Source organism: Pseudaminobacter soli (ex Zhang et al. 2022), assembly GCF_014595955.1.
Taxonomy (GTDB): domain Bacteria; phylum Pseudomonadota; class Alphaproteobacteria; order Rhizobiales; family Rhizobiaceae; genus Kumtagia; species Kumtagia pseudosoli.
On record NZ_JABVCF010000003.1, the window covers coordinates 209,042 to 226,532 of the forward strand.

General features: G+C 64.5%; 19 protein-coding genes. 7 read left to right on the forward strand and 12 right to left on the reverse strand.

Going from position 1 to position 17,491, the window contains the following annotated elements:
- Positions 1 to 35: 35 nt before the first annotated feature.
- Both HUI96_RS06915 and HUI96_RS06920 read right to left on the reverse strand, forming a co-directional pair.
- Entirely contained in the window at positions 36 to 908 is an 873-nt protein-coding gene (locus HUI96_RS06915) for a phosphoribulokinase (protein WP_188253915.1), read from the reverse strand.
- A gap of 13 nt (positions 909 to 921) precedes the next feature.
- Positions 922 to 1,968, reverse strand: coding sequence for a class 1 fructose-bisphosphatase (locus HUI96_RS06920; RefSeq protein ID WP_188253916.1), 1,047 nt, complete (start codon positions 1,966 to 1,968; stop codon positions 922 to 924).
- A gap of 115 nt (positions 1,969 to 2,083) precedes the next feature.
- Between HUI96_RS06920 and HUI96_RS06925 the strand changes: the two genes are divergently transcribed.
- On the forward strand, positions 2,084 to 3,073 hold the full coding sequence (locus tag HUI96_RS06925; RefSeq protein ID WP_188253917.1) for a LysR family transcriptional regulator: 990 nt from the start codon (positions 2,084 to 2,086) through the stop codon (positions 3,071 to 3,073).
- A gap of 13 nt (positions 3,074 to 3,086) precedes the next feature.
- Here the strand turns inward: HUI96_RS06925 and HUI96_RS06930 are convergent, their stop codons facing one another.
- From HUI96_RS06930 to HUI96_RS06955, 6 genes are all read right to left on the reverse strand, one after another.
- The gene (locus tag HUI96_RS06930) at positions 3,087 to 3,617 is read right to left on the reverse strand and encodes a hypothetical protein (protein WP_337918017.1); all 531 of its coding nucleotides are present in this window, start codon (positions 3,615 to 3,617) and stop codon (positions 3,087 to 3,089) included.
- Positions 3,618 to 3,805: 188 nt separating this feature from the next.
- Positions 3,806 to 4,681 (reverse strand): ABC transporter permease, encoded by an 876-nt coding sequence (locus HUI96_RS06935; protein WP_188253918.1) that lies wholly within the window; start codon positions 4,679 to 4,681, stop codon positions 3,806 to 3,808.
- Positions 4,678 to 5,454: an ATP-binding cassette domain-containing protein gene (locus HUI96_RS06940; protein ID WP_188253919.1), complete on the reverse strand. Its 777-nt coding sequence runs from the start codon at positions 5,452 to 5,454 to the stop codon at positions 4,678 to 4,680. Before HUI96_RS06940 ends, HUI96_RS06935 begins: the two co-directional genes overlap by 4 nt.
- Positions 5,455 to 5,502: 48 nt before the next feature.
- Positions 5,503 to 5,979 (reverse strand): hypothetical protein, encoded by a 477-nt coding sequence (locus tag HUI96_RS06945; protein WP_188253920.1) that lies wholly within the window; start codon positions 5,977 to 5,979, stop codon positions 5,503 to 5,505.
- A gap of 35 nt (positions 5,980 to 6,014) precedes the next feature.
- Complete coding sequence (locus HUI96_RS06950; RefSeq protein ID WP_188253921.1) at positions 6,015 to 6,989, reverse strand: YVTN family beta-propeller repeat protein; 975 nt, start codon at positions 6,987 to 6,989, stop codon at positions 6,015 to 6,017.
- A 14-nt stretch (positions 6,990 to 7,003) separates the two neighbouring features.
- Complete coding sequence (locus tag HUI96_RS06955; RefSeq protein ID WP_188253922.1) at positions 7,004 to 8,260, reverse strand: ABC transporter substrate-binding protein; 1,257 nt, start codon at positions 8,258 to 8,260, stop codon at positions 7,004 to 7,006.
- Between the two features lie 140 nt (positions 8,261 to 8,400).
- Between HUI96_RS06955 and HUI96_RS06960 the strand changes: the two genes are divergently transcribed.
- The 5 genes from HUI96_RS06960 to HUI96_RS06980 all read left to right on the forward strand — a co-directional run bounded on the left by HUI96_RS06960 (position 8,401) and on the right by HUI96_RS06980 (position 12,783).
- Positions 8,401 to 8,865, forward strand: coding sequence for a DUF3280 domain-containing protein (locus HUI96_RS06960; RefSeq protein WP_188253923.1), 465 nt, complete (start codon positions 8,401 to 8,403; stop codon positions 8,863 to 8,865).
- Positions 8,862 to 10,052: a (5-formylfuran-3-yl)methyl phosphate synthase gene (locus HUI96_RS06965; protein ID WP_188253924.1), complete on the forward strand. Its 1,191-nt coding sequence runs from the start codon at positions 8,862 to 8,864 to the stop codon at positions 10,050 to 10,052. The genes HUI96_RS06960 and HUI96_RS06965 overlap by 4 nt, the downstream gene beginning before the upstream one ends.
- Complete coding sequence (locus HUI96_RS06970) at positions 10,049 to 10,687, forward strand: dihydroneopterin aldolase (RefSeq protein ID WP_188253925.1); 639 nt, start codon at positions 10,049 to 10,051, stop codon at positions 10,685 to 10,687. Before HUI96_RS06965 ends, HUI96_RS06970 begins: the two co-directional genes overlap by 4 nt.
- Positions 10,688 to 10,806: 119 nt before the next feature.
- Entirely contained in the window at positions 10,807 to 12,201 is a 1,395-nt protein-coding gene (locus HUI96_RS06975) for a DUF6513 domain-containing protein (RefSeq protein ID WP_188253926.1), read from the forward strand.
- A 3-nt stretch (positions 12,202 to 12,204) separates the two neighbouring features.
- Positions 12,205 to 12,783: a DUF447 domain-containing protein gene (locus HUI96_RS06980; RefSeq protein WP_188253927.1), complete on the forward strand. Its 579-nt coding sequence runs from the start codon at positions 12,205 to 12,207 to the stop codon at positions 12,781 to 12,783.
- Between the two features lie 194 nt (positions 12,784 to 12,977).
- On the opposite strand, the gene HUI96_RS06985 is transcribed toward HUI96_RS06980, so the two are convergent.
- The gene (locus HUI96_RS06985) at positions 12,978 to 14,042 is read right to left on the reverse strand and encodes a hydantoinase/oxoprolinase family protein (RefSeq protein ID WP_188253928.1); all 1,065 of its coding nucleotides are present in this window, start codon (positions 14,040 to 14,042) and stop codon (positions 12,978 to 12,980) included.
- Between the two features lie 40 nt (positions 14,043 to 14,082).
- Between HUI96_RS06985 and HUI96_RS06990 the strand changes: the two genes are divergently transcribed.
- On the forward strand, positions 14,083 to 14,781 hold the full coding sequence (locus HUI96_RS06990) for a HisA/HisF-related TIM barrel protein (protein WP_188253929.1): 699 nt from the start codon (positions 14,083 to 14,085) through the stop codon (positions 14,779 to 14,781).
- 134 nt (positions 14,782 to 14,915) lie between these two features.
- Here the strand turns inward: HUI96_RS06990 and fae are convergent, their stop codons facing one another.
- The 3 genes from fae to HUI96_RS07005 all read right to left on the reverse strand — a co-directional run bounded on the left by fae (position 14,916) and on the right by HUI96_RS07005 (position 17,365).
- Complete coding sequence (gene fae / locus HUI96_RS06995) at positions 14,916 to 15,422, reverse strand: formaldehyde-activating enzyme (protein WP_188253930.1); 507 nt, start codon at positions 15,420 to 15,422, stop codon at positions 14,916 to 14,918.
- Between the two features lie 165 nt (positions 15,423 to 15,587).
- Positions 15,588 to 16,424, reverse strand: a complete 837-nt coding sequence (locus HUI96_RS07000) for a triphosphoribosyl-dephospho-CoA synthase (protein ID WP_188253931.1) — start codon at positions 16,422 to 16,424, stop codon at positions 15,588 to 15,590.
- On the reverse strand, positions 16,424 to 17,365 hold the full coding sequence (locus HUI96_RS07005) for a RimK family alpha-L-glutamate ligase (protein ID WP_188253932.1): 942 nt from the start codon (positions 17,363 to 17,365) through the stop codon (positions 16,424 to 16,426). The genes HUI96_RS07000 and HUI96_RS07005 overlap by 1 nt, the downstream gene beginning before the upstream one ends.
- Positions 17,366 to 17,491 lie beyond the last annotated feature (126 nt).

Consider the following 17,491-nt stretch of genomic DNA (forward strand, 5'->3'; position numbering starts at 1 on the left):
AGGTCAGTACAAATTCATGAACAGAATTCGCCCCCTCACATCGCCCGGTTCCGGCGCTCGATGAGTTGCAGGATCAGCGGCGTCAGGATGAGTTGCATGGCGAGGTCGAGCTTGTTGCCGGGCACGACGATCGAGTTCGCCCGCGACATGAAGGAGTCGTGGATCATCGACAGCAGGTAAGGGAAATCGATGCCGCGCGGATTGGCGAAGCGGATGACCAGCATCGACTCGTCCGGCGTGGGGATCCAGCGCGCGATGAAGGGGTTTGAGGTATCGACGATGGGCACCCGCTGAAAATTGATGTTGGTCAGCGAGAATTGCGGGACGATGTAGCGGACATAGTCCGGCATGCGCCGCAGGATCACGTCGACGACCGCCTCCGTCGAATAGCCTCGCGTTGCCCGATCGCGATGGATCTTCTGGATCCACTCCAGATTGATGACTGGCACGACGCCGATCTTCAGGTCTGCATGCTTGGCGAGGTTCACGTCGCCATGTACGGCGCAACCGTGCAGGCCCTCGTAGAAGAGCAGGTCGCTCGGGGCGAACTCGCGCCACGGCGTGAAGCTGCCGGCCGGCGTGCCATAGAGCTTCGCCTCCTCCTCGTCATGGACATAGGTGCGAGTCCTTCCCGTTCCGCGGCGGCCATACTCCTCGAACACGGATTCGAGGATGGGGAGTTCGTTGGCCTCCGCGTGGAAGTGGGTGAAGTTCGGATTGCCCCGCTGCTCCTCCTCCGCGACCTTCGCCTTCATGGCCAGGCGGTCGTAGCGGTGGAAGGCATCACCCTCTATGAACGCAGCCTCGATCTTCTCGCGCCGAAAGATCTGCTCGAAGATTTGCTTCACCGAGGTCGTGCCTGCGCCGGAGGAGCCGGTGATCGATATGATCGGATGCCTCACAGACATCGCGTCCTCCCTCTCACGCCCGGAACAGGCCGCGGGTGCCAAACAGCGGCGCGCGTTCGCCGATCGCGCTCGGCGCGGTATGGTAACGCGCGATGCGCGCCACCTCGCGGGCGGAGCCGAACACCACCGGCGTGCGCTGGTGCAGATGCTCGGGCTCGATCTCCAGGATCCGGTCGACGGCGTCGGTGGCCGAGCCGCCGGCCTGCTCCACCAGATAGGCGATCGGGTTCGCCTCGTAGACGAGCCGCAGCCGGCCCTGGTGATAGCCGCGGCGCGCATCGCCTGGATAGAGGAACACGCCACCGCGGATCAGGATGCGGTAGCAGTCGGCCGCAAGCGAAGCGATCCAGCGCATGTTGAAGTCTCTCTCGCGCGGACCTTCGCTACCCTTCAGGCAGTCGTCGATATAGAGCCTGACAGCCTCGTCCCAGTGCCGGTAGTTGGCGGCGTTGATCGCGAATTCCTGGGTGCGCGGCGGGATGATGCGGCTCTCATAAGCTTGGACGAAGGTTCCCAAGCGTGTCGAAAGCACGAAAATGTGCGTGCCGCTGCCGAGCGAGAGCACCAGCGCCAGCTGTGGGCCGTAGATGAAGAAGCCGGCGCCGAGTTGGTTGGCTCCCGGCTGGAAAAAGGAGGCGGCCGGATCTGCATCCGGCGCGCCAGTCAGCGGGAGGAAAGAGAAGATGGTGCCGAGCGAGACGTTGGTATCGATATTGGACGAGCCGTCCAGGGGGTCGATGGCGACGGCTATTCTGGCGGTCGGATCGAGCAGCACCGGCTGGTCGAGTTCTTCCGAGGCGTACAGCGCAACCGGCGCATGGCGCATCGCGTCGAGAAAAATGTCGTCGGCAAAGACGTCGAGATCCTTCTGGACGTCGCCATCGGCGTTGGTGCCGCGGGCGCGTGCGAAGGCGGTGCCGAGCGCGCCCTGGTTGATCGCGTGGCGGACCTTCACCGCCGCCTGAGCCAGTTGCCGGACAGCGGCAGCGATGTTCGTGCGCTGCTGGTCGTCGCCGACCGCGTATGAATTCAGAAACGCGTCCAGGGTGGCCGCAGGCATGTGCTCCTCCCTCGCCCCTTGAATGGCGCTGTTCGGCAGAAGGAGGCCATGGCTGGATCGATTAGTAAACTTGAATAGCTTTACGCCCCCGATAAAAATCTCTTATCGTTATATCATGCTCAATCTCACCCTGCGCCAGCTCCGAGCCGTCGAGACGATCGCCACCAGCGGCAAGATCGTGAATGCCGCCAAGCAGTTGAACCTCACCGGCCCGGCCGTCACCATCCAGCTCAAGCAGGCCGAGGAGACGCTCGGGTTGACGCTGTTCGACCGCACCGCAGACGGCATGCGTCCGACTGCCGCAGGTCTTGCCGTCCTAGACGCCGCGCAGGCGATCGAGCAGCGGCTGCGCATGCTTCGAGACCAGATCGACGCCATCAAAGGGGTGCGCAGCGGCAGCCTGCGGCTGGGCGTCGTGTCGACGGCGAAATACTTCGCGCCGCGCCTGATGGCGGCCTTCATCAAGGAATACCCGGACATCGAGATGCGCCTGCTGGTCGGCAACAGGGCCGAGACGATCGCCAGCCTCCGCAACCACGACCTCGACATTGCGCTGATGGGGCGGCCGCCGCGTGACGTTCCGGTGCGCGCCTCGGCCTTCGGCGATCATCCGCTCGTCATCGTCGCCGCACCCGACCACCCGCTGGCGAAACGGCGCGACATCTCAAAGGAAGAGATCGCGGCGGAGCACTTCCTGATCCGCGAGCCGGGCTCCGGAACCCGGATCTCGCTGGAGATCTTCCTCTCCGATGTGCCAGGGCGCCTGGACGACCTCGGGGTCGAGATGGGATCGAACGAGACGATCAAGCAGGCGGTGATGGCAGGGCTCGGCATCGCCTTCATATCGGCGCACACCATCGCCTCGGAGGTGGAGTCGGGCCGGCTGGCAGTGCTGGACGTGGTCGGCATGCCGATCCGCCGGCAATGGTTCGGGGTCATGCGCACCGACCGGGCGATCTCGCCGGCGATGGCGACGTTCCATGATTTCCTGATGCGTAAGGGCGCGAGCCATCTGCCGCATTTCGGCAGGCTTTATCCGGAGAATGGATCGGCAGTCGGCAATAGGCAGTCGGGGGACAGTAACCTGATCTCAAGTGATGAGTAGTTTTCCCGACTGCCTATTGCCGACTGCCGACTGCCGTTTTCATCACCTCCGCCACCGTCTTGACCAAGGCATAAAGCCGCTGCTCGATGATCGTCGGCACCTCACAGACATAGGTGAGTGACTGCGCGCGCTCCTCGAAGATGCGCGTTTCCCAGGTGAGTTGGTCGGTCTTGGCTGCGAGTTGGTTCTGGTCGGCTTCCGGCTTCCCACGCAGTAGATCGAGTTGATGCTGTTCGTCGCGCAGGCTCGAGGCGAGTTCGAGCTGCTTCCTCGCATATCGGCCGATGCCCGTGATCACCTGGGAGCGCTCGGCGTTCATGCGTTCGAACAGCCCCTCCACCAGCATCGGCAGCCGTGTTTTCGCTTCTTCTCGCGGCAGGCCGGCCGCGAAGTCGCGGATGCGCTTCCCGGCCTCCTCGATCGGCATGCGCCGCGCCGAGACTTCCGTGACCAGCGCTTCTATCTGTTTGTCCTTGGACCAGTCCTTGGCGGATTCCGGCAGCTCAGGGCCGGTCCATATCTGCGGGAAGGAAAGCTCGGGCACCTTCCTCTGGACGCAAGGCCAGTCCGGATCGTGGCTCTGGGCGGCGAATGCGGGGGCGGGCAAAGCTAAAGCAATCGGGATGGCGAGGAGCGCCCATCTCGTGTCACAAGGTTCGGCGCCAGAGCCCGCTTTGGGGTTTCTGCGGCGAGGAGTTGGGCCATTAGCCGAAAATATGCTCAACAACCCCATCACCCGTTCCCTCCCGTGTCCTGCTTCCGGGTCATCAGCCCTCGCGATGGATCGTAGGCGAGGATGGCACCGGCAAGGAAAATGGCCGTGAAGGCAACTACGACGGCCAGCGATGTCCATTCGATCTTTCCGTAGAAGGCAAAGCGAATGAGCTCCACCGCATAGGTGAAGGGGTTCGCCAGGCAGATCTTGTAGAGCAAGGGGCTGGCCTCCTGGACGCGCCATAGCGGATAGAGCGCCGAGGATGCGAAATACATCGGGAAGATCACGAAGTTCATCACCCCCGCGAAATTCTCCAGTTGCTTGATGACGGAGGAGAGCAGCAGCCCCAGCGCGCCGAGCATCAGCCCGGCCAGGAAGAGTGCAGGCAGAACCATGAGGTAGCCGTAAGGCGGCGCCTTGACGTTCCAAAACCAGGCCACGGCGAGAAAGACGTAGACCTGTGCCAGAGATACGGCGACGCCGGCGAGCAGCTTCGATACCAGCAGGAACCAGCGCGGGAACGGGCTGACCAGCAGCGTGCGCATGTTGCCCATCTCGCGGTCGTAGACCATCGAGAGCGAGGACTGCATGCCGCTGAAGAGCAGGATCATGCCGCACAGCCCGGGTGTGATGTAGACCTCGTAGAGAACGTAGGTCTTGTAGGGCGGGATGATGGAAACGCCGAGCACCTGACGGAACCCGGCGGCGAAGATGAAGAGCCAGAGCAGCGGCCGGACCAGGGACGAGATGAAGCGCTCGCGCTGATTGACGAAGCGCAGCCCCTCGCGGATCAGTATGCCCTTGAGGCAGACCAGATAGTTGCCGATGCCGAAGCGAGGGGCCGGTTTTGCGGCCGTCGCCGCGGTAATCGTGTCACTCGGCCGGATGTTCATGGCACGGACTCCGCCGCTGCCGCGCTCAGTCTGGAGAAGGCCTCGCCTATGCTCATGGTTCCGGTGAGGCGGATCACCTCGGCGACCCTGGCGTCCGCCACCAGATTGCCATCAGCAAGCACGACGACGTGATCGCTCGGGTCTACCTCGTCAATCAGATGCGTCGCCCAGAAGGCGCTGATGCCTTCGGTGGCGACCAGCCGGCGGATGTCGGCAAGGATGCCCGCCCGAGATTTCACATCCAGCCCGACCGTCGCCTCGTCTAGGAGCAGCAGCGGCGGGCGGTGCAGCAGCGCGCGGGCGATCTCGATGCGCCGCATCTGGCCGCCGGACAGGCTGCGCGCCTTGTCGTGCAGGCGGCCCGACATGTCGACGGCAGCAAGCACCTCGTCGATGCGCCGCCGCGCCTCGGTCGAGCCGATGCCATGCAGCGAGGCGTGGTAGGAAAGGTTCTGGTAGACGCTGAGGTCGAGATCGAGCGTGCGGGCTTGGAAGACGATGCCGAGTCGCCGCAGCGCTTCGCCGGGCGCGCGGCTGATGTCGTAGCCGAAGATGCGGATCGAGCCGTGGCGGGTGTCGTAGAGGTGGCTGATCAGCGAGAACAGCGTGGTCTTTCCCGCGCCGTTGAGGCCAAGGAGCACAGCGAAAGTGCCCGGCGCGATCGAGAAGGAGACATCGTTCAGCGCCCGCTTGCGGCCATAGGAGTGGCTGACGTGCGAGACGTCGAGGGCGGGGATCGCACCTGCATCCTTGCGTGAATCTACGTGCTGCATGTCGCCTTCCCTTGCAAACGCAGCATTCCTTCCAACGTAGGGCATATTCTACTTGATCGTGATCGTTCCCTTCATGCCCTTCTCGGCGAGATCGGGCACCGACCAAGTGTAGATTCCTGGCCGGACCGTGGTGAACTCGACCCGGATGGTCCCGTCGGAATCGAATTCGAGCCAGGCCGGGGCGCCGTTCATGTGCACCTCGAGGCGGTCGATGACGATCTGGTTCATCCAGACGTTGCGGAAGAGATCGGTGGCGAACTTGTATTCCAGCCCGCCTTTCGCCGTGATCTTCCAGCGGTAGCCCTGGCCGGCGATCAGCTCGAAATCCTTCTGGTTGACCGCGAACTGATCCTCTTTCGTGCCAAGGATCAACTCCGGCAGGTTCTTGCTGCTGCGGGTGACCTTCTCGGCCTGGGCGGCGGGCGCGGCCGCAGCTTCATCGTCATCGTCCTGCGCCAGAGCGGGCGTGTGACCCAGCGCAATGCCGGCCAGGATGGCAAAACCGATCGTCCGAAATCTCCTCAATCCTTCCTCCCTTGAGAACAGTCTTCTGAAAGAGCTCAGTTCGGCGACACGACCACGCCCCACGGCAGGGCGCCGACGGTCACAGACTGCACCGGCTCGTCGGTCGCGACATCAATGAACGTGATGTCGTTGGAGACGCCGTTGGTCGAGATGATCGTCTTCTGGTCGGGCGTGAAGGCGAGTTGCCAGACGCGCTGGCCGACCAGAATGTATTTCTGGACCTCGTAGGTCGCGGTATCGATGACGGCGACGTGGTTGGCAGGGCCGAGCGCCACATATGCCTTCTTGCCGTCTGCGGTGATCCGTATGCCAACCGGCTGGATCGCCTCCGAGCGCAGGCCGGGTATCGCGAAGGTGATCTTCTTCTTCACCTGGCGCGTCGCGTTGTCGATGACGGACACCGTCCCGCCGACCTCGGAGCTCACCCAGACCTCCGAGCCGTCCGGTTTGAACTGGGCGAAGCGGGGCCGTGCGTCGACCAGCACGTTGTCGGTGATCTCGTGCGTAGCGGTATCGATGAAATGGGCCATGTTCGTCGTCTCGGACGTGTTGACCAGCGTCTTGCCGTCAGGGCTGACGCCCATCCCCTCCGGCTCCACGCCGACCGGGATCTCGGTGACGACGCTCTTGGTCTCGAGATCGATCACAGTGACCAGATTGTCGTCCTCATTGGCGACGTAGAGCGTCTTGCCGTCCGGCGAGAGCACGAAGAGTTCGGGGTCAGGGCCGGACGGAAGCGAGCCGACGACTTCAAGGGTAGAGGTGTCGATCACCTCGATGGTGTCGGAGTCGCTGGCGCAGAGATAGATGAACTTGCCGTCGTTGGAGATGGTGATGCCACGAGGCCGCTGCCCGACATTGACAGTCTTGACCACCTGCATGGTCGAGGAATCGACTACCGTAATGGTGTTGTCCTTCTCGTTAGAGACGTAAACAGTGTACGCGCGTGCCGGCATGGCGGCGAGCGCCAGGCTGGCTGCGACGCCGGCAGCGAGGATAGACAGACGCATCAAACTCCTCCCATTCATTTCAGCTGGCACTTGGTCTCCGGCTGGTCGATGCCGAGCGTGTCGAGTTCGGACACCTGGTGCAAAAAGCCTTCCTGCGGGGATGTCGAAACCACCGAGCGGCCGTCGCCCAGGAAGATCGGCTGCCTCAACTGCTGATTCCATTTGCGGAAGGTGAGCTTCTGGCCCTTGAAGGCGGCGATCGAGAAATCGTCGGCGCGGATGAAGGCCTCGATCTTCTGAGGGTCTGCCCCGCCGGTGCGCGTTGCCGCCTCGCCGACGATCCGCACCGCCGTCCAAGCCGACATGTCCTTCGATAGCATGCGCCGGCCTGAGGCCTTGGCGAAGCGGTTCTGGATCTGGCTGCCGCCCCATTGCTCGCTGGCCGGGTGCCAGGCCAACGGGACGAGCCCGGCGGTGCCCGCGACGGGCCGCGGAATCCAGGTGTGGAAGGGCACATAGGTCCCGAAAACCTCGCTCTCATCGGCGACCAGCACGACGTCGTGATCGGGAAGATCCTGCATGAAGACGGGCATCTGCCGCTGGATCTGCACCACGCCGGTGTCGGTGCGGCGGGCGGTGCCGGTGTCCTCGAACATCTTCTCCGCCACGATCTCGCCGCCGAAGCGCTCCGCCGCGCGCCGCAGCGCATCGGCGAATAGCTTGTCCCGCTCATGCGAGCCGTAGATCAGCACCCATTTGCGCCATTGCTTCCAGACGAAATACTGCACCAGCCCGTCCGCCAGCATGGAGCGCGTCGGCGCGATGTGGAAGACGTTGATGCGGCACTCCTCCTCGCGCAAGGCATCGTCGGCCGCGCCTACATTGAAGAGCAGCACGCCATTGTCGCGGGCGATGTCGGCGATCGACAGAAGCTGCTTGGCGGACAAGTCTGTCAGCACCTGGCGGTCGCCGCGGGCGACCATCTCCTTGAAGGCCGGAACCACGTCGGCGTCCGGCTTCACCTCCGTGGCCTCGAGCGTGAATTTTTGGCCGAGGAAGCTGCCCGTCGTGTTGTTGTCGGCGATAGCGACATTCGCCCCGGCAACGCCGTCGTCGCGCGGCGGGATATCAAGCACCGACAGCGCGAGTTGCGGCTCGTAGGCGCGCAGATAGCCGATGCGGATCTCGGTGACCTGCTTGGCAGGCTTGGCGGCCTCAACCTTGGGCTGCGGTGCCGGTTCCTGTGCGAGCACGGCGGAGGCGTTGACGCCCACCAAAAAAAGACCGATGAAAGCCGCGAGAGTATTGGGCACCGTGCTCTCCCTCGTCATTGCCAAAACGAACCCTTCCTCCCGAACAGGGGGCGAGTTATTCAACAACGAACGGTGCCGACGTGACCTTACCGAAGCCGTCATCGATGGCAACCCCCATCACCACCCTTCTCACTGCAACTTGTGCGGCGTGCATCTGCATGAGCGCCGCTGCGCAAGCGGGGGGAAAGGCTGCCGTTTTCCAGTTCGAGCTGCGGCATGGCGATCTCGTTCCGGGTGCACCGCAGAAGCTGGAGGCCGAGCAGCAGCGTATTCGCCTCGTGACGGATCGGTTGCGGGACCACTTCGCCCAATCGGGCTATGCCGTCGCGGACATGAAAGCCGTCGCCGCGAAAGCGGCCGCCCTCAACCTGGACTCGTGCACTGCCTGTGCCGCCGACCTGGCCCAAAAGGCCGGTGCAGACTATGCCGTAACCGGCACGGTTTACAGGGTTTCGGAACTCGTGCTGAGCATGAACGTTCGCGTCTATGACGCGGCCACGGGCAATCCGCTCTCCAGCGCTGTTGTCGATATGCGTGGCAACACCGACGAATCCTGGACAAGGGCGGTCGATTACCTCTATCGCCGCATGCTGGCTCCCCGCCTGGAGAAAATTGCCCAATGACCAAAATGCTGGCCAGCGTCGCCGACGCCGCCGAGGCTGAAATCGCCCTTTCGGGCGGCGCCGACATCGTCGACCTCAAGGACCCGAAGGCCGGCGCGCTCGGCGCGGTCGAACCTGCGGTCATAGGCCAGGTGGTGGCCGCGGTGGCGAGTCGCGCTGCGACCAGCGCTGTCTGCGGCGACCTGCCGATGGTGCCGGAGATCATCGCCCGGCAGGCGGAGGAGATCGCCTCGACCAAGGTCGATTACGTGAAGATCGGCTTCTTTCCGTCCGCGGACGCACGTGCGTGCGCCGAGGCCGTGACCTCTCTGGCGAGGCGGTCGAAGCTGATCGCGGTCCTCTTCGCGGACCTCGCGCCCGACCTCGGCCTGCTGCAGGCATTTGCCGCGAGCGGATTTCACGGCGTCATGATGGACACCGCCGACAAGACCGGGGGCAGGCTGCTCCAGCATCTCCCGCCCGAGCGCATCCCGGCCTTCATTGAGGCCGCAAGGGCGCTGGGACTGAAGACCGGCCTGGCGGGGTCGCTCGAAGCCCCCGACATCCCACGGCTCTTGCCGTTCCATCCGGATTATCTGGGCTTCCGGGGGGCTCTTTGCGATCATTCCGACCGTACGGCAGGGGTTAGCGAGGAAGCGGTTCGGCATATCCGCGCGCTGATCCCGGAGGAGCGGCCGGCGGGACGATCGGCAACCGTCGACTACCGGCTGCTTGCCGCCCGCGGCTATTCGCCGGGGGCCGATTCGGGGCTAGGAACCGACAAGATCTTCGTTCGCGACTTCGTTCTTCCCGTGCATATCGGCGCCTACAGCTTCGAGCACGGTCACACGCAGAGGGTCCGCTTCGACGTCACAGCGGATGTGCTACGGGTGACCAACGCGCCCGAGGACATGCGCCATGTCGTTTCCTACGACCTGATCATGGACGGTATCAGGACAATCGTGTCGCACGGGCACGTCGAGCTCAGCGAGACGCTTGCCGAGCAGGTCGCCGCGCATGTCCTGGAAGACCCGCGCGTGATGCGCGTCACGGTGCGGGTGGAGAAGCTGGAACTCGGGCCGGGCGGCGTCGGCGTCGAGATCGAGCGCAAGCGCGCAAAGCAGCAGTCTTCACATGCGCGCCCGCCGGCCGCGGCAAGCGCCGGGCCCGAGTTTCCCGGCTCCGGCAAGAAGGGCGCCTCGACGTGAGGCGAGGCGTCGCAAAACTGGGCGGCAGCACGGCCGATAGCGCCGAACTGGCTCGGTGGTGCGACACGCTCGAGAAATCCGATCCGCCGCTGATCATCGTGCCGGGCGGCGGTCCTTTCGCAGACCACGTGCGCGATGACCAGAAGCGCCTGGGCTTTTCCGAAAAGGCCGCTCACGCGATGGCGATCCTGGCTATGGAGCAGTTCGCGCAGCTCATATTGGAGCGAAGCGCGAACTTTCGTGCCGTGCGCTCGCTCACCGATATCGAAAGAGCGTTCGCTGGCGCAACCATACCGGTCTGGCTGCCGTCGCAACTCGCGCTGCAGGCGCCCAATATCCGCGAATCTTGGGACGTCACATCGGATTCGCTTGCGGCCTGGCTTGCCGGCCGGACCGGAGCCGACACGCTGCTCCTGATCAAGCAGACGGACGATTTCAGCGCGCAGGACAGTCTGGAGACCCTCTCGGCCAGGGGCATCATCGACGCGGCCCTTCCCTCGATGCTACCGGGGAATGTCGAACTCTATCTGGCCGGACCGCTGCATGCGGCCAGCGCGGCCAAACTCCTCGCATCAGGCCAACTCCCGGGCATCCGCATCTTCCATCAGGATGCGCCGGCGCTGAAAAGCGGCTAATGCTCAGGCCATGGTGAAACCTTGGGCAACTGAAAGCTGCGATCCGCCTGCGGCAGTCGGAGCTTCCCTGATGCGTCAGTCAAGGCGCCCATATCCGATAGCCCTGCCCCGGCGCCGCCATGGCTGAGCGGCTCGTCTTCCTCACCGGGCACCTGGCCAGGGCGCGGCTGGAAAAAATCCTCGCCGGCCTCACCGATCCGGAATTCAGCTTCGAGATCGTCAACATCGGCGTGAAGGTCGCGGCCCTGATGACCGAGGAGATCATCAAGCGACGGCTGAAACTGCCGGAAGGCGCCGACCGCGTGATCCTTCCCGGTCGATACCGCGGCGATCTTGAGCGGCTTGCGAGCCATTTCGGCGTCCCCTTCCAGCGCGGTCCGGACGAGGTCGCGGACCTCCCTGCCTTCCTCGGGCACGGCGGCGTGCCTGTCGACCTCAGTCACCACGACCTGCGCATCTTCGCCGAGATCGTCGAGGCGCCGACGCTCTCCATCGACGCGCTCGTCGCGCGTGCGAAAGACCTCTCGGCGGCGGGGGCTGACGTAATCGACATCGGCTGTCTGCCGGAAACCCCGTTTCCACTGCTGGGCGATGCGGTCCGCGCGCTCAAGGCGGAAGGGCTTCGCGTGAGCGTCGATTCTGCGTCGACCGAGGAACTGCGGACCGGCGCCGAGGCCGGCGCCGATTACCTGCTCAGCCTGACCGAGCACACTCTGAGGCTCGCGCTGGAACATGGCGCCGTCCCGGTGCTGATCCCCTCCTCGCCCGGCGATCTCGATTCGCTCGGGCGCGCCATCGAGGCGGCGCAAAGGGCGGGAATTACCTTCATCGCCGACCCGGTCCTTGACCCGATCCATTTCGGCTTCGCGCAGTCGCTCGGCCGCTACATCGAGGCGCGCCGGCGTTGGCCGGAGGTCGAACTGCTGATGGGCACGGGCAACCTGACCGAACTTACCGACGCCGACAGTTCCGGGGTCACGTCCGTGCTCGCCGGCCTCTGTTCCGAACTCGAGATCCGAAACGTACTGGTCGTAAACGTCAGCCCTCATACGGTTCGCACCGTCGAGGAGCACGATCTGGCACGCCGCATCATGTTCGCCGCGCGCGCCGACAGCGCGCTGCCGCGCAGCTACCATCCCGGGCTCTTGCAGGTTCACGACCGAAAGCCTTATCCCGCCTCGATCGAGGATATCGCGGCGCTTGCGGGCGAGGTGCGCGACGCCAACTTCCGCATCATGACCGCGCCCGACGGCATCCACATCTTCAACGCCAAGGGCCACGCCGTGGCGCAGGATGCCTTCGCTCTCTTTCCCGGCCTCGGAGTGGAGAATGACGGGGCGCACGCCTTCTATCTCGGCGCCGAGCTGATGAAGGCGGAGATCGCCTGGCGGCTGGGCAAGCGCTACTCCCAGGACGAGCCGCTCGCCTGGGGCGTCGCGGCCCCTGCGCCGGAAGAGGACCGGACGCGGCTCGCGGAAGCGGGACACACCTTGCGAGCCAAGCAGGAAAAATAAGCCATGCCTTACATTCGCGAGACGATCATCACCACCGTCGACCGAAACGGCCAGGTCCATATCGCGCCGCTCGGCATCATCGCCGAAGGAGACGGCTGGGTCATCGCGCCGTTCCGCCCGTCTGTGACCCTCGACAATCTGACGGAAGTCCCGTTTGCGGTCGCCAACTACACGGACGATGCGCGCATCTTCGCGGGCTGCCTCACCGGCCGCCGCGATTGGCCGACCGTCGCTGTCCCAAACTGTCCGGTGCCGCGGCTGGAGGCCGCGCTCGCGCATTCCGTGCTCGAGGTGCAGCGGGTCGATGAAGACGTCTTGCGGCCCCGCCATTTCTGTCGAGTGGTGTCCGAGACGACGCACGCTCCCTTCACCGGCATGAACCGGGCCAAGGCGGCGGTACTGGAACTGGCCATCCTCGTCAGCCGGCTCGATATGCTGCCGCGCGAGAAGATCGAGGCCGAGATCGCCTATCTCACCATCGCCATAGAGAAAACCGCGGGGCCGGAAGAGAAGGAAGCGTGGGGCTGGCTGATACAGCGCGTCAGCGAGCATTTTGGCGGGGTGGACGCTGGGCGAGAGTAGGCAACCACGGCGCCGTCATTCCCGACGTCGTGAGTGAGCGCAGCGAGCGGAGACTGTCGGGAATCCAGGTCTCGGACTCGGAGAAACCAAAGCCATCCCAGAACATTCCCAGAAATGGCGGGAAAATCTCGGGCGTCCCGCAAGTTGCACGGGAGAGGCATGGATTCCCGACACTCTCCATTCGCTCCGCTCATTCACGAGGTCGGGAATAACGCATTCCGCTGCTGCCCTCGCCCCGCCAACAGCGCCACGGCACTCGCCGGGCCGGCGCTGCTGGCATCGGTGCGCACTTCGTCCTCCGCTGGGATCAGTTGCGCAAAATCGATGAAGCGCCGGTCCATGCGTTCCGCCAGCCTCCTGATCTGCCATCGGCCGCTTCCGGCACCGACGATGGGCACGTCCTCGGCAAGGCGCCCTCCTACCCGTACCGCGGCATCGTGAACCGTCCTGAGCTGCTGTTCGCTGAACCAGCGGGCGACGTCGCGCCATTCGCGCGGCGATAACTCGGCCGCATCGCGGCCAATCAGCCGCGCCATGCGGGTAATCGAGGCCTTCACCGTCTTCTCGCGGCCGTCGGCCGTCGCGTGCTTGTCGTCGGCTTCGTCAAGTACGCGCAGGATGCGATGCACATCGGCAATCGAGGCAAAATACTCGTTCATCACCGGCGTCAGCCGGCCTCGAACCGGCGCAGAGGATGCGACGCCGAACAGGAAGGTACGCGTAAAACCGGTGTAGACGAGTTCGCCGGTGAGCAGCCGCTCGGCATCGCTGTAGCCCTCGAAGGCGATGCCGCCGTCCTTGACGGCAAGGATGTCGGTGGTCGTCGAGCCCATGTCGACGAACAGGGCGTCGGCTAGTTCCGCTGCCACAAGTGCGGCCGTCGCGTGCCAGTTCGCGGATGCGACCTCCATCGGCAGTTTGAGCGCCTTATCGAGGCCGACGAAGCCCTTTCGGCCGGCATAGATGAGCTTCTCGCTCGTCGAGAAATGCTCCGAAATGCGGGCGAGCAGCGCCGTTACCCCCTCCTCGCGCGAAGGAAAGATGTCGGAGAGCTCCCCGGTCATGGTGAAGGCGCAGAGATCGGCGCCGGTGTAGAGCGGCTCGCACTCCCGAAGCGCCGTGGTGAGCCTGTCCAGCCCCTGCCACAGCGGCATCGCCACGGTCGAGGCCGCAACGATACGGCCGTCTTGTGCCCGGACGACTTTTAGGTGCGCTCCGCCGACGTCGAACCCGGCTACGATCTGCTTTTCTTTCGGCACGCTTTCAGGCTCTCATCATTTCGCGAATGGAGGTTGTCTCGTGCTCATCATACCGGTTCTCGATCTGAAGCAAGGGGCTGTGGTGCGCGCGCAGAGAGGCGATCGCGACAACTACAGGCCGATTGTCACACCGCTTGCCTCGAGCGCAGATCCGGTCGCGGTCGCTGCCGGACTTCGTTCGCTCAATCCTTTTCCAACGTTCTATGTCGCCGATCTCGACGCAATCGCGGGCGAGGCGCCGAACCGGACCGCCATCTCGGCGCTCGCAACGATGCAGCCGCCCCCGGAACTCTGGATCGATGCCGGGATCAAGGACGACAACACGCTTACGGAGACGCTGAAGGACCCGCTGGTGCACGCGGTGATCGGCAGCGAGTCGCAGCCGGACTTATCGGTGCTGCAGCAGTTTCGCGGCCGTCCGCGACAGATCCTATCGCTGGATTTCTTCGCCGATGGTTTCCGCGGACCAGCATCGCTCCTCGATTCACCCGATCTCTGGCCGGAACGGGTCGTCGTCATGACCCTGGCGAAGGTCGGATCGGGCGCGGGACCCGACCTCGAAAGGCTTGGCGAAGTGAAGGAAAAGGCCGGAGACCGGGCAGTCTTCGCCGCCGGCGGAGTCCGCAACGAGGCGGATCTCCGCGCGCTATTCGAACTCGGAATCGCCGGCGCGCTAGTGGCGACATCGCTTCATGACGGAACGATCACGCCCGAGCAACTGGCGATGCTCGGCGCATAAGCCGTGCCGTCATATCCGAAGAGCCTACAAGCGCTCCGGTACCACCAAAATCAGAGGCCCAGGATGTCTTTCAGCCGGCGCAGCAGACCCGCCTGCTCTGCCGGGGGTGTCGCCTGTGCGGGGCTGTTTCTTGTCTAGGCCGCAAATGGATGCTTCGCGCTGTCACGCTGAGCGGTGACTTCGGCAGCGGTCGGCTTGCCCTCGACGGCGCGCTGGATCGCTTCCTTGGTCGCCTGGTAGTTGTACTGCTGGATCTTGGCGTCGTCGGCGGCATCCCAGTGGATGAAGACGCCCACGCAGAGGAACAGGTCGTCGGCCTCATTGGCGGGGATGATTCCGTCGGCGACCGAATCCTGCACCGCTTTCGCAACGGCGTGCTGGGCGGGGCCGAACATCTGGACCGCCTGCTTGGCGCCCTTGATGGTCACCTTGTTGAACATCACCGTGTTGGGCTTGCAGGGCAGATTGGGCGCGATCACCGCCAGCAGGGTCGTAAAGCCGTCCTTGTTGTTGGTGAGCGCGTTGCAGAACGCCGTTTCGACGGCACTTCCGCGAGGTCCGATCAAAAGGTCGATGTGGGCAACTTCGTTGCCATCACCGACCAGGGATTCACCGACGCAAACTTTAGAGATTTTCGCCATGCCAATTTCCTCCACACAATTTCTTAAGCCCACGAGCGCCGCAAATAGAGCGGGTCGCCCCAATGGGCGACTATCCTTGTTGGCAGCATCCGGTTGCCCGGACCGGTTTGCAAGATAGCCGCGGAGGACGGACTCCGCTGAAAAATTCAACCATCGGCAATGTGTTTATGCAAGGCGCTCGCTAAGAAGGTGGACTAAAAGACAAGCCACCGTCAGATCGGCGGATGTACCGGGGTTGATGGCCCGCTGCTTCAACTGCTGGTCGAATTCCGTCAGGATCTGGACTCGCCGCTGGCTTTCCGCTGCCGCGAGCGCCGCGCGCACTTCACGGGCCTCCAGCATCACCTGCTCTGCGGTCGCGGGACCATACTTGCGCGCCACATGGCTGTCGGGGAAAGCGGAGAGGAAGGCCATGTAGGCGGAGACGGCCGGCCACATGCCCCCGTGCCGCTGCGTTTCCTCCACCGCCGGCAGACCGACTTCGAACACATCTTGGAAACCGGTCACGTATTGGCGGGCGATGCGGTCCCTGTCCGCCGCGGCAGCCATCGCCTCCAGCAAGCCGACCTTCGGCTCTTCGCGGACATCATGTTCGCCCGCTGAACCCAGGCCGCCGGGTTGCGCCAGCAGGATCGCTTCGAACACCGCGCGAGTGTCCTCCATCCCCAGCGCTTCGAGTACCCGGCCAAGATCTTGGCGGAGGTCTTCCCCGCCACTCGCCGCGGCCGCTGCAATCGGTCCACACAAGAGAATGATGCCGAGATTGGTGTTCGTCCCGACGGCTTCCCTTGTCGCTCGCACCGCCTCCAACACACGGCGGCCGATCGGCAAGTCGAGGTCGGTGAGCGGGCCCGACGACACCCGCGCGCTGAGAAGGAACTGCTCGGCGGTCATGTCGTGGCCGGCCGCAAAGACGTGCACGTTGCCGGGCTTGAGCGCCTCGATCTCCAGCCGGCAGGCCTGCTCGTAGGCCGCCCTGATCTGGTCGCGGGTCAGAGCCATCAAACCCGTCCCGCATCGGCTGGGACCCGAGGTGCCAGTGCTGCGCCCTGGATGCTCGCCTCAAGAGACCTGAGCAGCGCGGCAGCAATCGCGTCGGCGATATCGACCGTAACCACCGACTGCAGGCCAGACCAGGCAGGCATGCTGTTGATCTCCAGCACGAGTACCCCGCCATCCGCTTCGCGTATGATGTCCACCCCGGCAAGATTCGCACCCACTGCCGCGGTGGCCGCGACGGCGAGCCAGGACAGTTCCTCGTGGTGGCGCGCCGACAACCCCTCGGGAACGGCGCCGCGATTGACGTTGGTGATCCAGTCGTCGCCGCGGCGGCTCATCATCGCCACCGCCTCTCCGGCACAGACGAAGACGCGATAATCCCGAAAAGGGGGGCCAGGCCGGCGGATATATCGCTGCAGGTAGTAGACATCGCCGACCTCCTCCGGTGCGGGAAGATCGTCGGGCGCCTGGATCAGGCGGAGCCCCCTGCCCTGCGCGCCGAAGAGTGGCTTGAGCACCAGCGGGCCAGAGGCGAGTTCGCGCGCCGCAATCTCCTCGGCATCGGCCCTGCCCTCCACCGCGAAGGTCGCCGGGGTCGGCAGTCCGGCCTGCTGCAGCAGGAAAGTGGTCATCGACTTATCGACGCAGCGTTCGATCGCCTGGGCGGAGTTCCACACCGGCACGCCTAGGCGCCCGAGCGCATGCAGCACGCCGAGACGTCGCGTGATCGCCTCGAAGGAGCCGGCCGCAATCGAGCGGACGAGCACCGCATTGGGCAAAGCCTCCCCAAGCCCCGGGATCGCGAGCCCGCTCGGCGAGTTGCTGTCAAACGCTATCGCTGCCAGCGGCGCAACCACCACCTCCGCCCCGCGCCACCGCAGGCGCGAGGCAAGTGCGCCGGTACGGTCGGCTCCGTCGTTGACGATGAGGATACGCGGGGTCACCGGGCACGCCTCCTGCGGCCTAAAGGTGCGTTCTTCAAGGCTCGCCCATTCGAGTTTAGGTCAAGGTCGGCGACGACGAAGAGGGCTCGCACCTCAGGATGAGGACCGTTGGCGCCAAGGTGCCCC